A 13,297-nucleotide genomic window follows, 5' to 3' on the forward strand; every position below is an offset into this window, starting at 1 on the left:
ACATGCCCTTCAAGGTCCTGCCCCTCCAGGTCACGCCCCTCGAGGTCCCGCAGGCGGCGGGCATCCCGGCGGGACGGGCGCAAGCCACCGTCGCGCTCGCCGACCTCGTGCGGCTCAGGCACAAGGCGACGGGCTTCAGCTTCCTGCCGCGCCAGCCCGTGCACAGCCTGCTCTACGGGCGGCACGCCTCGCGGCTGCGGGGACGCGGGCTGAGCTTCGAGGAGCTGCGCGGCTACGCCGAGGGCGACGACACCCGCGCCATCGACTGGCGCGCCACCGCCCGGCTCGGCAAGCCCATCGTCCGGGTCTACAGCGAGGAGCGCGACCGCCCGGTCATCCTCGTCGTCGACCAGCGGCCGGCGATGTTCTTCGGCAGCCGGCGGGCGACCAAGTCGGTCGTCGCCGCGGAGGTCGCGGCCCTGGCCGCCTGGCGGGTCACCTCGCTTGGAGACCGCGTCGGCGCGGTCGTGCTGTCGCCGGCCGGCATCGCCGAGATCCGGCCGGAGCCCCGGGAGCGCGCCGTCCGGCGCATCCTCGACGCGACGTGCCGCGCCAACCGCCTGCTTCCCGCGCCGGGCGGAGCGGTGGAAGCGCGCGGGCACCTGAACGAGGCCTTGCGCCGGGCCGCCCGCATGGCGCCGCATGACGCCTTGGTCTGCCTCATCTCCGACGGGACGGGCACGGACGACGAGACGGCGGACCTCGTCACGGCGCTGACGGCCCACAACGACGTCGTGGCGGTGTTCGTCTACGACCCGCTGGAACAGACGTTGCCCGCGCTCGGCCGGGTCGTCGTGGCGGATGGCGAGCGCCGGGTCGAGGTCGATACCGGATCGCGCGACCTCCGCGACCGCTTCGGCCAGGCCTTCGCCGAGCGGCGGAGCCGCCTGCACTCCTTCTCGCGCGAGCGCGCCATCCCGGTCCTTCCCGTGAGCACGGACCGCGACACGGCCGAGCAGGTCCGGGAGATCCTCGGGCGTCGCCGGGACGGCGGGCGGACGGGGGCCGCCCTCGCGGGACGGCCTGGACGATGAATCCGGACCCCGCCAGCCTGGAGAACCTGCGCGACCTCGCGCTGCCGCCGCCGGTCCCGCTCTGGCCGCCTGCGCCCGGCTGGTCGATCCTGGCCGCCGGCCTCGCCGCCGCGTCCCTGGTGGCGGGATGGCGGTCGTGGCGGCGCTACCGCGCGAACGCTTATCGCCGCGAGGCGCGGCGGCAGCTCGACGCCATCGCGCGCCGGGTCGAGGCCGGCCGGTGCGCGGGGGCGGCGTCCGAGCTGGCCGTCGTGCTGAAGCGGACGGCACTCGCGGCCTATCCCCGCTCCGCGGTGGCCTCGCTGACCGGCCCCGCCTGGCTCGGGTTCCTCGACCGGACCGGGCGCACCACCGCCTTCACCGATGGTGCGGCGCGCGGGATCGCGGAATGGACCTTCGCCGGGGACCGTGCCGTCCCCGCGGCGGCCCTCAAGGCGGCGCTCCGGGATGCGCGGGCCTGGGTCCGGGCGCATGGGCGGTGGGATGGGCGGTCGGAGGGGACGGACCGATGCTGACTTTCGCCTATCCCTGGGTCGCTCTTCTCCTGCCACTGCCCTGGCTCGTGTCCCGCCTGGCCCCGCCCCGGGCCGAGCGGCGCGCCGGCCTGTCCGTGCCGTTCTTCGACGCGCTGGTCGCCCTGACCGGCGCCCGCCCGCAGAGCGGCGCAGTCGTCGCCAGCCGGGCGCGCTGGCGCACCGGCGTGCTCGCCGCCTGCTGGCTCCTCGCGCTCGCCGCCCTCGCGCGCCCGCAGCGGATCGAGGCGCCGCTCCACAAGGACCAGCCGACCCGCGACCTCCTCCTCCTGGTCGATCTGTCGGGCTCGATGGATGCCCGCGACTTCCGTGACGCCTCTGGGCGGCCGACCGACCGCCTGACGGCGGTGAAGGGCGTGCTGGACGACTTCCTGGCACGGCGGCAGGGGGACAGGGTCGGCGTCATCGTGTTCGGCGACGACCCGTTCGTCCTCGTCCCCTTCACGACCGATCTCGCGCTCTGTCGCGAGCTCGTCCGTGAGACCGCCGTGGGAATGGCCGGGCCGCGGACGGTGCTCGGCGACGCCATCGGCCTCGGCATCACCCTGTTCGACCCATCGCGCGCCCGCGCCCGGACCATCATCGCCCTGACGGACGGGAACGACACGGCGAGCCGGGTGCCCCCGGCGGAGGCGGCCCGCATCGCCAGGGACAAGGGTATCGTCATCCATGCCGTGGCCATCGGGGATCCGGCCGCGATCGGGGAGGAGAAGCTCGACGAGGATGCCCTGCGGGAGGTCGCGGCGACCACCGGCGGCGACTTCTCCCGCGCGCTCGACCGCGAGGCCCTTGCCGGCATCTACCGGCGCCTCGACGCCGTCGAGACCCGTCGGATCGAGACCGTGTCGTTCCGCCCGAGGACCGACCTCTACTGGGTGCCGCTCGGCCTCGCGCTCCTCCTGAGCATGGGCGCGCAAGGCCTCGGCCTGGCGCTCGCCTCGCGGCCGGCATCGCCGGCGGCCCCGCATTCCGGGAGCGCGGCATGACCGGGGTGCTCGCGGATTTCCATGTCCTGCGGCCCTGGGCCCTCGTGCTGCTGGTCCCGGCCGCGGCCCTGTGGTGGCTGACGCGGGCGCGGGCGGACACGACGATGCGCTGGCGGGAGGTGATCGCGCCCGACCTGCTCCCGCTGTTGACCGCCCCCGGCGGCGAGCGGGGCCGGATCACTCCGGCGGCCATGCTGGCGCTCGCCTGGATCCTCGGCACGGTCGCCGTCGCCGGGCCGACCTGGACGCGCGAGCCGGTCCCCTTCGCCGCGCCCCAGCCCCCGGTCATGCTCGTCCTCCGGGTAACGCCGTCCATGCAGACCGCCGACGTGGCGCCGACCCGGGCCGATCGCGCCTGGCAGAAGGCGTCCGATCTGCTCGCCTTGCGCGAGGGGGCGGCGGCAGGGCTCGTCGCCTATAGCGGCTCGGCCCACCTCGTCCTGCCGCCGACGCCCGACACTTCCGTGCTCCTGTCGTCGTTCCGCGCCCTCTCGCCGGAGGTGATGCCGGTCGAGGGCGACCGGCTGGCCGAGGCCGTCTCCCTGGCGGCCCGGACGCTCGCGAGCGGGGGTCAGGGCGGCTCGATCCTGGTCCTGGCCGATGCGGTCGCGCCGGCTCAGGACGCGCTCCTGCGGGCGGCGGGCGGGGCCGGCGCCCCGCCGATAACGCTGCTGGCGATGGTTCCCCCCGACCAAACCACCGTGTCCCTCGAAGGCGCGGCCGCCGCCCTCGACGCCGGCCTCGTGCCGCTCTCGCCCGACGATGCCGATGTCCGGCGGATCGCCCGCCGCCTGGACGTCGCCCGGGCCTCCGTGGGGGACCCGGCCAGCGAGCGCTGGGCGGAGACCGGCTACTGGCTGACGCCGCTGCTGGCCGCCCTCGTGGCGGGCTGGTTCCGGCGCGGCTGGGTCCTGGCGAGCTGAGGAGCGGTTCGATGGCCTTCCGGAGATTCGCCTCCCTGCTCGGGCGCCTCGGCGACGCGGCGCGGGTGCATCCCTACGCCGTCGTGGCGGCCTCGACCGCGCTGGGTCTGGGGCTCGCCGCCGCCCGGCTCGGTCCGGCGGACCTGTTCGCCTCGCCGGACCAGCGGGGCCGGTGGCACGTCGAGCGTGGGAGTTTCCGGGCAGCGGCGGCCGCCTTCGAGAACCCGCTCTGGCGCGGCATCGCCCTGTTCCGGGCCGGTGAGTTCAAGCAGGCTGCGCAGGTGCTCGGCGGCCTCGGCACCGCCCAGGCGGCATACGACCACGGCAACGCCCTCGTGATGCTCGGACAGTACGATCGAGCGGCCCAGCTTTACGCCCGCGCGCTGGAGCTCCGCCCGGACTGGCCCGACGCCGAAGCCAACCGCACCCTGGCGCAGCTGCGCGCCGCCCGCATGAGAACGGAGGGCGGTGAGACCGGCGACACCGAGTCCCGCGCCGACGCGGTCGTCTATGACCGCACGAAGGAGAGCGCCGGAGAGGGCGAGGACACGGAGGTGGCCGGCGGCGCGCCGATGAGCGACGAGGCGGCCCGGGCTCTCTGGCTGCGGCGGGTCCAGACCCGTCCGGGCGACTTCCTGCGAGCCAAGTTCTCCTACCAGCTGCAGAACGCGCCCGCGGCTGACCCTGAGGAGCGCCGGCGATGACGCGCCTTGGGCTGCTCCTCCTCTCGGCCGTCGTCGCCTGCCCGCTCGCCATGGCCGAAGAGGCCGGCGGCGTGGTCGTCCGCCAGGGCGTCCGGCCCGCCAGCGCGGTCGTCGGCCAGCGCGTGTCGGTCTTCGTCGACGTGCTGTTCCCCGGCGAGATGCCGGTCCCGCCGCAGGTCCGGCTGCCCGAGGTGCCGGGCGCGCAGGTCTTTCGGTTCGAGAGCCAGGCGACCGTCCTTGAGGACCGCGTGAACGGGAGCCCGTATGCCGGCCAGCGCTTCGAGTTCGCCCTGTTCCCCCGCCGCGGCGGGACCCTGAGCGTTCCTCCTGCCGAGGTGATCCTGCTCGACCGCCAGCGCGAGGCGGCAGGAATTCTCTCCGGCCAGGCGGCGGCCCTGGCGGTCCGGGTACCGCCGGGCCTTGATGCCTCCCGGCCTGTGGTCGCGACCACCCGGCTGAGCCTCGACCAGCGCTGGGAGCCGTCGCCGCCGGGCGGCATCGCGGCCGGCGGTGCCCTGAGGCGGATCATCATCCGCGAGGCCGAGGACGTGCCGGCCCTCGCGATGCAGGACCTGCGCGGCCCGATGCCCGAGGGCGTGCGCGCCTATTCCGATCCGCCGGACGCCGACGATCGCAGCCATCGCGACACCCTGATCGGACGGCGGCTCGACCGGATCACCTACGTGTTCGAGACGGCCGGGGAGTTCCGGCTTCCCGCCCTGCGCCAGCCCTGGTGGGACCTCGGCGCCCAAACCCTTCGCCAGGCCGAGGCCCCCGGCGCGAGCGTGCACGTCCAGGCCCGGCCGCCGGATGCGAGAGCCCCCGTCCTCGAGAGGGCGGGGCGCCTGACCTGGTTCGCCTACCCCCTCGTTCTGGTCACGCTCGCGGCCCTGCTCTGGGCCGGCCGACGGACGTCCAAGGCCATCCTCGCCTGGCGACGGGCGCAGCGCCGGTCCGAGCGCGCGGCGTTCCGCCGCCTCCGGCGCGCGTGCCGGGGCCCGCATCCCCGGCCGGCCTACGCCGCCCTGCATCGGTGGCGGAGCCGCCTCGGGGAGACCATCGGGGCGAGCCGGATGCCCGACGCCGCCATCGACGCCGCCGCCGGCCGCCTGTCCGCTGTCCTGTTCGGGGGAGCCTCGCCGACGTCGTGGACCTCCGCGGATGCAGGGCGGCTCGGCGCCCGGCTCGGCGAGCTTCGCGAGGCGGCTTTGGCGGCGGCAGCACCGACCGGCGATGCGACGCGGCTGCCGCCGCTCAACCCTGCCGTCCGCTCCTCGGTCCCGCCGAGGATGATCCGGGAGCCCATGAGGAGGTTGCCATGACCGGCCAGCCACGAGACGTCGCCGGGACGGCGACCACGCTCGTCATCGTGCTCCTGCATCTCGCGGGGGCAGTCCCGGCCCGGGCACAGGCCCCCATCCCCTTCGACCCGTCGGACGGCTGGGACAATGCCTATTACCAGATCATGGCGAAGGAGCTCCGGCAGCTCGGCCTGAACAAGACGGTCTATTCCTCAGACGGCCACGCGGTCGGGCGCATCATCGACGTGCGCACCACGCCGGACGGCATGCACGAGGCCGCCATCATCCGCGTCCGTCGCCTGATGGGCGGAGGGCAGATCGCCCTCCCGTTCTACCGCCTGTCCAAACGGGATGGCCGTCTCGTCGCGATGGACGACCGGGCGACGGTGTCCGCGATGGAGCGGCTGGACACTCCCGGCCCGGGCGCCCGCCGATGAACGCCCGGGCGCGCCTCCTGCCCCTCATCCTCGCGGCCTGCATCCTGCCCTGGGCGAGCACGGCCGGACCGAGCATGCAGGACGGCGGGCATGTCCGAGTCGTCTACGAGGCTCCGAGGACGGCCGCCTATCGCGGCATCTACCGGGAGATGCGGGAGCACCGCGTCCTGGAGCGGGTCGGTGCCGTCATCGGCCTCGTCCGCCTGCCGACCCGGCTGACCTACCGGCTCAAGGAATGCGCCGGCGAGCTCAACGCCTGGTACGCGCCCGAGAGCCGGAGCGTCACCGTCTGCTACGAGCTCCTCGCCAGCGTGGCGCAGGCCGCTCCCCGGACGAAGTCGCCGGCGGGCGTCACGCGACAGGAGGCGATCCGGGGACCGGTCTTCCAGATCCTGCTGCACGAGAGCAGCCACGCCCTGTTCGACCTTCTCGATGTGCCCATCCTCGGGCGCGAGGAGGACGCCGCCGACCAAATCGCCTCGCTGATCCTGCTGCACCTCTCCCCGGCCGATGCCCGCATGGTGGTGATGGGCAGCGGCTACTACTTCGCGACGACCGCGAGGGACGAGCCCGTCGACAGGGGCGCCTTCGCGGACGTGCACGGCCTGTCCTGGCAGCGCTTCTACAACCTGACCTGCATGGCCTACGGCTCGGACGAGCGGCGCTTTCGCACCATCGTGGCCAAGGACGTCCTGCCGAAGGAGCGGGCCGAGGGCTGCGGCCAGGAATACGCGCAGGTCGCCTTCGCCTTCCGCAGGCTGATCGGCCCCCACCTGCGCGTGCGCCCGGGCGGGGATGAGCGGCTGCGACGCGCCTTCCGCTCCGCCTTCAGGTCGTGAGGAGCCGCCGATGGAGTTCATCGACATCGTCGCCTGGATCGTCCTCGCCGTCGTCGCCCTGACGCTCGTGGCGGCCGTCGTCGCCCTCGGGGCGATGCCCCGATGCCCGGGCGCATCGCGCGCCGGCGCGGGCATCCCTGGGCGCAGGCCGTCGCGGTTGGAAGCTTGGCCACCCTGATCTGCGGCTTCGTGTTTTCCCGCGGCGACGCGACGGCGAGTTCGCCATCTGCCTGCGGGGCGTGAACGTGCCGTTGCTCCCCGACGTCAAGCGCATCGACCTGCCGGTGAGATCCTCCCGCGTCCTGCTGCGTGTCGGGCTGGGCTCGGATCCGGACGAGGCGGTGCGCCTCCAGCACCGGTTCACGCTCCGCACCACCGGGTCGCCGACGCTGCCCGACATTCCGGTCACTCCGGCCTTCGACCTGGAGAGGCTGCCCGGCGTCATCGTCAACGGCTGGGCCCAGCCCGCGGCGGTCGGCAACTACGACCTCGACTACGTGGCGCGCACGCTCATCACCGACGGCGGCATCCGGGCCAACGTGATGCCCGAGGTCCTGTACTATCGAGCGTCGCATGGGTGGGGTGAGGGAGCCGGGGCGAGGGACGGATACCGGGGCGCCGAGACCGTCGCGAGCGGGCGAATATCGCGTCTTGACTCCGGCCCCGATCCTGGCGTGGATCGGTCGCACGGCCGCGTTCACGCCGCATCTCGTCGCCTTGGCTCCGTACGATCAGCCTTATTTATCCTGATTCTGTGGTGCGTAAGTGACGATCGGCCGCGCGATCGCACTGATCCCGTTGGTTTGGAAGGCCTGTTGCACGGCAGCGAGCGTCGCCTTGCGAATCGCGAATTGGTGGCCGGCACGAGCCTTGAATTTCCCGCGAATGACGAGCGTTCCTTCGTCGACGGATGCGATTCCCTGGCTCTTGAACGTCTCCAGGATGTCGGGCTTCAGATCGGGATTGTCTGCGATGTCCTGACCGATCTGCTTGAAGATCTTGCGCACCTTGTCGACATCGGTGTCGAACGCGACCCGGAAGGCCAGCTTCTCGATGACCCAGTCGCAGCTGTAGTTCTGCACCTTTCCGATCTGCCCGTAGGGGATCGTGGCGAGCGCCCCTCGCGGGTGCCGAAGCGAGACCGAGCGGATCGAGATCTTCTCCACCCGGCCCTTGGCGCCCACAGTCTCGATGTACTCGCCGAGGCGGAACGCGTCGTCCGCGAGGAAGAACAAGCCCGAAACCACGTCCTTCACCAGCGATTGCGAGCCGAAGCCGATCGCGAGACCGAAGACCGACAACCCGGTCACCAGGGGCCACACGTTGATCCCGACCGCCAGGAGGATCGACAGCACCGCGAGTGTGGCGAGTCCCGCCTTCGACGCCCCGACCACGAGGGGGAGGATCGTGCCGAGCCGCGTGTGCGGGGCCGGGTCGGCCTCCTCATCGGCGTGGTGGCCTCCTTGCGCGGCCCTCTCCTCGCTCAGAAGGCGGTCGGAGGCCACGCCGACCAGGTTCCAGAGATAGGCGGTGGCCAGCGCGACGGCGGTGATCCCCAGGGTGACCCGGACCAGCGTCCCGAGCTGGATACCCAACCCCGACGCGGCGGGGGCTCCCCACATGGCGGCGAGGGCCGCGCCGATCAGTGCGGCGAGCGCCAGGCGGGTGGTGCGGCGGGCCGCCACCGAGGCCGCCGACACCGTCTCGGCCCTGAAGCCGCGCTCGGCCCAGACGACGATCAGGCCGTCGACATGGGGCCACATCAGCGCCAGGATCAGCGTGACGAGGGTGGCGAGCGACGGCAGGGGGCGGCCGAGCGTCGTCGCCACCTGCAGCACGACGACCGTCACGACGACGATGCCGACGGCGATCGCCGGCCAGCGGCGGGCCAGGAAGCGCCGCCGGCGCGATCGGGGGCGAGGGCCCGCGAGCGTGGCCGCCAGCGGCCGGCGCGAACCGGCATAGGCCGTGATCATCAGGCCGGCGGTCGGCAGCGCGACGAACGCCGTTCCGACGAGATCCTGCAGGCCGCTTCCGGCGCCCCAGGCGGCCAGGGTTCTCAGGACGGCGATGCCGCCGAGCGCCCAGGCCACGGCCGCGGCCAGCCCATTAGCGAGCGGGGCGAGGCGCTTGCGGCGCGCGGCGGGGGACGCCGCCACGATCGTCGCCCCGATCAGGGTCGAGGCGAGCGCGGCCAACGGGATGACGAATGCCCAGGTGCGGAAGGTGCGACGCGCGGCCTCGGCCTCCCCGGCGACGAGGTAGGCCACGACGAGGCCCACCCCCAACGCGGCGACCGCCGAGACCGCAGCGCGGACGATCGACGTGTCGCGCCTCCGGGTTGCGGCACCGAGGGCGCGGGCCGTCGCCCAATGGGCCGCGAGGCCCGCGGCCACGACGGCGACGATCCCGGCCAGGAGCTTCGCCGGAGGCCAGCCGGCGGCGGCGAGCGTGGACCAGAGGAGGTCGAGATCGAGACCGGCCGCCCCCATCCGCGCGAGCCGCTCCCGCAGCCCCGTCGAGAACGCCGCCGCGGCGCGCTCCAGAGGCTCGATCACCGCCTCGGACCAATCGGCGGCGTCGGGTGAGGCGAGGGCCGGACTCCCTCCCACGGTCAGGATGACGCCCAGGAGGCCGACAGGGACGGGCGCGGCGGACCTCGGCACGCGAGTCGGGTCTGAGCAGGGTCGACCGACCACAACAGGGGGTGTCCCGTCCTCGAAGCTGGAGCAGCATCGAAGCTTACGTGATTCAGACAGGTGTTGGAAGCTGCCGGACAGGCCTCGTTGTCAGGGTTCATCGATGGTTGATTGGTCCGGAAAGCCTGGGACGCCGTGCGATCAGGCCTCCAGGACGGCGTTCATCTGATCCTGTGCGCAACGGCGAGCGGCGAAGCTTGTCCGGAAGGTGACGGGCCTGCCGCCCCCCCCCACACACCCGCGACGGGTTCCATGCACGAGGCTTGGGGTTGCGGGACACGCCACGGTCGACGTCGTCTGCGAAGCGCTGATGCTGGTGGCTACGATCGTCTCGAAGGAACACCGTCTGACATCGGGGCGCGGTCCGAACCTGCATGCACGTGCCTGCCTTCACGGCGACACCGCCATGCCCGGCCTGCCCACCCGCTGCGCCGGGTTCTGGGATTGCCCCGGATCGGATAATGCCGGCGGAGTCTGCAGCTCAAGCGGCGTGGCTGATGAGGCGAGCGAAGGGCGAGCGGCGGATCGCTGCGACGGTCTCACCCGCCCGCCGGTCGGCGATCCGGCCGATGGTGAGGGCGGCGGTCAGCACATGCCGGCGGTGGACCTTGGCCGGTCCGAGATGGCGGGCCCGCCGCAGATGCCGGGTCCGCACGCCCGGCGACAGCGTCCCCATGCCGGGATGCAGCGACGTGGCGATCCTCCGCCGACAGCGATCTGCCTCGTTCCAGCAACGCAGTAGCCGGCCGGAAGGATTCGCCGGCCGTCTCCGTCCGGGGCAATCCCAGGTCTCGCGTTCCCCGTTGTGATCCCCCGAAACGACGTGACGGATCTCGTGGGCCGCGTCAGGGACGGTTTCGCGCCGGCTAGAGGGCCAACTGGACGGGGCCGCTTCCCGCAGCGGGAATCGCGCAGCAGATCAGGACCTCGTCGGTCGCGGCGGGGGCCGTGGGCGTGCGCCGGTAGGTGACCGCGCCGGCGAGGAGCCTGGTCCTGCAGGTGCCGCAGGTGCCGGCCCGGCAGCTGAAGTCCGGGCTGAGGCCGCGAGCCTCGGCGAGTTCGAGCAGCGTACCGGATTCCGGTGTCCAGCGGGCTTCCTTGGACGAATCCAGGAAGGCGACCGCGACCGGCTCGGCAGAAGCGGGGGGCAGCGCCGGTGCCGGCGCGGCGGTCGGGACGCTCCTCACGAGCGACGAGGGCCCGAACGCCTCGGCGTGGATGCGCTCGTCGGCCACGTTCAGGCCGCGCAGGCCGTCATAGAGCGCCTGGGTAAAGGCGGGCGGCCCGCAGAGATAGAAGTCATGGTCGCCGAAGGGCAGGATGCGGGTGAGGAGCGCCGTGTCGATCCGGCCCGCAGCGTCGTAATCGACGCCCGCCACCGCATCCCTCGGGTCGCTCAGCACGCGCACGATCCGGACCGCGCCGCCCGCCGCGGCCGCGAGATCCGCCAGTTCCTGGCCGAAGGGACGGTCGTCCCGGGTGCGGGCGGCCTGGATCAGGGTGGTGGGCCGGATGCTCCGGGTCCGCAGGCCCTCGTAGACGAGGTGGCGCAGCATCGCGAGGAGCGGCGTGATGCCGACGCCGCCGGCGAGCAGCACCGCCGGGCGCCCCGCATGGGGGTCGATGGTGAACCCGCCTTCCGGCGCTCGCGCCTCGATCGTGTCCCCAACCCGAAGAGTGTCGTGCAGGTAGCCGGACACCGCGCCGTCGCGCTTGACGCTGATCCGGTAAACCGCGTCCGAGGGCGCGACCGAGAGGGTGTAGGTGCGAATGACGGGCTTGTCCGCGCCGGGGAGCGTCAGGCGGATCGGAAGGTGCTGCCCGGCCTGGTGCGGGATGAGCCCGGATCCATCCGCCGGCAGGAGGTGGAACGAGCGGATCGCGCGGCTCTCGTCGACGATCGTCGTGACCCTGAACGGGCGCCACCGCGTCGCGAGGTCGGCGGGGCGGAGCCGGTCGGCCGCCTCGCGCCAGTCGCCGGTCATCAGGGAGTTGGGCGACCACCCGTCCGTCCGCAAGGTCCAGCGCAGCGGCAGCGCGCCGCGCCGGCGCACGACCCGGCGCGGCCGGAACGTCCACAGCCGCTCGGCGCCCTGAAAGGCCGCGATCTCGGGCGAGGACAAGACGACCTCGGCATCGCCGGTCATCTGCAGGAGGTCGCCGGTCGCGAAATCGGCGAAGACCAGACCGGCCTTGCCGTTCAGCAGGATGTTGCCGAGCGTCGCGAAGAAGAGGTTGCCGGCGAAGTCCGGGATCGTGAGCGTTCCGTCGGGGCCGACGCGGACGAAGCCCGCCCTGCCGCCGCGATGCGAGACGTCGACCTGACGATGGATCTGGCCGCTCGCCTCGCGCGTGGCGTAAGAGGCGACGAAGAAGGTGTCGGCCGCCTCCACCATCGCCCGGGCCGCCGCGTCGAGCCCGGCGCTCTCCTCGACGTCGCCCGCGAAGGCCACCCGCGGGTCGCGGGCGACGGCGACGTCGCGCAGCTGGATGTATTGCGGGCAGTTGCCGAAGCTCTGGTCGACCGCGACGCGCAGGACGTCGTCGGCCGCGCCGCGGATGAAGCCGTTGACGCGGTTGCGCCGGCGGGTGTGCAGCTCGATGCCGAGGAGCCCGACGGCCTCGCCGTCGCGCAGGCCCGCGCTCGCCGGATCGGTGGGATCGGGCCGCGCCGCGAGGGTGAGGGTCGCCGGATCCGGCGAGGCGATGAAGCCGGGAGCCCCTGCGACGAGCGTCGCCCAGGCATCCCCGCATCCGTCGACGCTGCCGGCCACGATGAAGGGAACCTGGGCGAAGAACGCGCGGTGCTGGTCGGGCATGAAGTCCCGCACCACGCGCCGGCCGACCTCCTCCATGCGGTCGGCGACGCCGACCTGTTCCTGGATCGCCCTCTCGCCCGGGTGCCAGGTCGGGAGCTTCGGCGTCGGGAGCTTCGGCGTCGAGGGCTTCGGCAGGGCCAGACCATCACTCATGGCGTCATCCTCCGATCCGGTTCTCTGGCGGGCGCGCCGGATGGCGCGCCCGGAGCCGCGTGGTCACGCGGCGGCCGTGAGGCCGGCCGGCGTCTGGGCGAAGGGGAGGAAGCCCGGCAGGGCCTCGATCCGGCGGAGGAAGGCGCCGACATTCGCGTAGGCCGCGAGGTCGACATTGCCCTCGGGCGCGCGCGCCACGTAGCTGTAGAGCGCCACATCCGCGATGGTCGGGCGCCCGCCCACCAGCCAGTCCCGGCCTGTGAGATGGGCTTCGAGACGCCGCAGCAGCGTGTGCGCCCGGCCGATCACCTCCTCCGGATCGAATGCGGCGCCGAACACCGTGACGAGCCGTGCGGCGGCCGGGCCGTACGCGACCTCGCCGGCCGCGACCGACAGCCAGCGCTGGACCGCTGCCGCACCCTGCGGATCCTCCGGCAGCCAGTCGGTCCGCCCGAGCTTCTTCGCGACGTAGACCAGGATGGCGTTCGAATCGGAGACGACCGTGCCCGCGTCGTCGAGCACCGGCACTTGGCCGAACGGGTTGAGGGCGAGGAACTCCGGCGTCCTGTGCGCGCCGGCCTTCAGGTCGACCACGACGGCCTCGTGCGGAACGCCGACGAGCGAGAGGAACAGGCGCGCCCGGTGCGCGTGGCCGGACAGGGGATGATGGTAGAGCTTCATGATCGTGCGTCCTGATCGGCGGGACGGGCGTCGTCCCGAACCGCAGGAGCACGATGATCCGATCGGGTAGCGCCGAGAATGCGCGCTGTTCGCACTTCATCGTTGCGATTAATGGAATAATACCGCCGCACCGTCGAACGGACGCGTTCGACGGTGCCAGGCAAGCCCGAACGGGCGCCGGCGCTGAT

General features: G+C 73.1%; 14 protein-coding genes. 9 read left to right on the forward strand and 5 right to left on the reverse strand.

The annotated features are described in order from the left end of the window. The first annotated feature begins 2 nt into the window (after window positions 1-2). From MFF64_RS29530 to MFF64_RS38220, 9 genes are read left to right on the forward strand one after another with little or no spacing between them, the layout of a single operon-like run. On the forward strand, window positions 3-1,034 hold the full coding sequence (locus MFF64_RS29530; protein ID WP_238193070.1) for a DUF58 domain-containing protein: 1,032 nt from the start codon (window positions 3-5) through the stop codon (window positions 1,032-1,034). Then, entirely contained in the window at window positions 1,031-1,549 is a 519-nt protein-coding gene (locus tag MFF64_RS29535) for a DUF4381 domain-containing protein (protein ID WP_238193071.1), read from the forward strand. Before MFF64_RS29530 ends, MFF64_RS29535 begins: the two co-directional genes overlap by 4 nt. Further along, complete coding sequence (locus tag MFF64_RS29540) at window positions 1,543-2,553, forward strand: VWA domain-containing protein (RefSeq protein ID WP_238193072.1); 1,011 nt, start codon at window positions 1,543-1,545, stop codon at window positions 2,551-2,553. The genes MFF64_RS29535 and MFF64_RS29540 overlap by 7 nt, the downstream gene beginning before the upstream one ends. Continuing rightward, window positions 2,550-3,476 (forward strand): VWA domain-containing protein, encoded by a 927-nt coding sequence (locus MFF64_RS29545; RefSeq protein ID WP_238193073.1) that lies wholly within the window; start codon window positions 2,550-2,552, stop codon window positions 3,474-3,476. The genes MFF64_RS29540 and MFF64_RS29545 overlap by 4 nt, the downstream gene beginning before the upstream one ends. 11 nt (window positions 3,477-3,487) lie before the next feature. Beyond that, window positions 3,488-4,180, forward strand: a complete 693-nt coding sequence (locus MFF64_RS29550; protein WP_238193074.1) for a tetratricopeptide repeat protein — start codon at window positions 3,488-3,490, stop codon at window positions 4,178-4,180. Beyond that, window positions 4,177-5,502, forward strand: coding sequence for a BatD family protein (locus tag MFF64_RS29555; RefSeq protein ID WP_238193075.1), 1,326 nt, complete (start codon window positions 4,177-4,179; stop codon window positions 5,500-5,502). The genes MFF64_RS29550 and MFF64_RS29555 overlap by 4 nt, the downstream gene beginning before the upstream one ends. After that, window positions 5,499-5,918, forward strand: a complete 420-nt coding sequence (locus tag MFF64_RS29560) for a PRC-barrel domain-containing protein (RefSeq protein ID WP_238193076.1) — start codon at window positions 5,499-5,501, stop codon at window positions 5,916-5,918. The genes MFF64_RS29555 and MFF64_RS29560 overlap by 4 nt, the downstream gene beginning before the upstream one ends. Then, window positions 5,915-6,757, forward strand: a complete 843-nt coding sequence (locus tag MFF64_RS29565; RefSeq protein ID WP_238193077.1) for a DUF4344 domain-containing metallopeptidase — start codon at window positions 5,915-5,917, stop codon at window positions 6,755-6,757. The genes MFF64_RS29560 and MFF64_RS29565 overlap by 4 nt, the downstream gene beginning before the upstream one ends. Window positions 6,758-6,767: 10 nt before the next feature. After that, window positions 6,768-6,935, forward strand: coding sequence for a hypothetical protein (locus MFF64_RS38220; RefSeq protein ID WP_369010724.1), 168 nt, complete (start codon window positions 6,768-6,770; stop codon window positions 6,933-6,935). Window positions 6,936-7,494: 559 nt separating this feature from the next. On the opposite strand, the gene MFF64_RS29575 is transcribed toward MFF64_RS38220, so the two are convergent. The 5 genes from MFF64_RS29575 to MFF64_RS29595 form a co-directional block, all read right to left on the reverse strand. Beyond that, window positions 7,495-9,423 carry a mechanosensitive ion channel family protein gene (locus tag MFF64_RS29575; protein ID WP_238193079.1) on the reverse strand — a complete coding sequence of 643 codons (1,929 nt, stop codon included), beginning with the start codon at window positions 9,421-9,423 and terminating at the stop codon, window positions 7,495-7,497. A gap of 514 nt (window positions 9,424-9,937) precedes the next feature. Beyond that, a complete protein-coding gene (locus MFF64_RS29580; protein WP_238193080.1) occupies window positions 9,938-10,132 on the reverse strand; it encodes a hypothetical protein in 195 nt (64 codons plus the stop codon). A gap of 190 nt (window positions 10,133-10,322) precedes the next feature. After that, a complete protein-coding gene (locus MFF64_RS29585) occupies window positions 10,323-12,428 on the reverse strand; it encodes a 2Fe-2S iron-sulfur cluster-binding protein (RefSeq protein ID WP_238193081.1) in 2,106 nt (701 codons plus the stop codon). 63 nt (window positions 12,429-12,491) lie between these two features. Beyond that, window positions 12,492-13,109: a glutathione S-transferase family protein gene (locus MFF64_RS29590; protein ID WP_099900171.1), complete on the reverse strand. Its 618-nt coding sequence runs from the start codon at window positions 13,107-13,109 to the stop codon at window positions 12,492-12,494. Further along, on the reverse strand, window positions 13,106-13,297 hold a 192-nt coding region (locus MFF64_RS29595), incomplete at its 5' end, for a hypothetical protein (protein WP_238193082.1). The genes MFF64_RS29595 and MFF64_RS29590, both read right to left, overlap by 4 nt.

The organism is Methylobacterium frigidaeris (genome assembly GCF_022179185.1).
In the GTDB taxonomy this organism is placed as follows: domain Bacteria; phylum Pseudomonadota; class Alphaproteobacteria; order Rhizobiales; family Beijerinckiaceae; genus Methylobacterium; species Methylobacterium frigidaeris.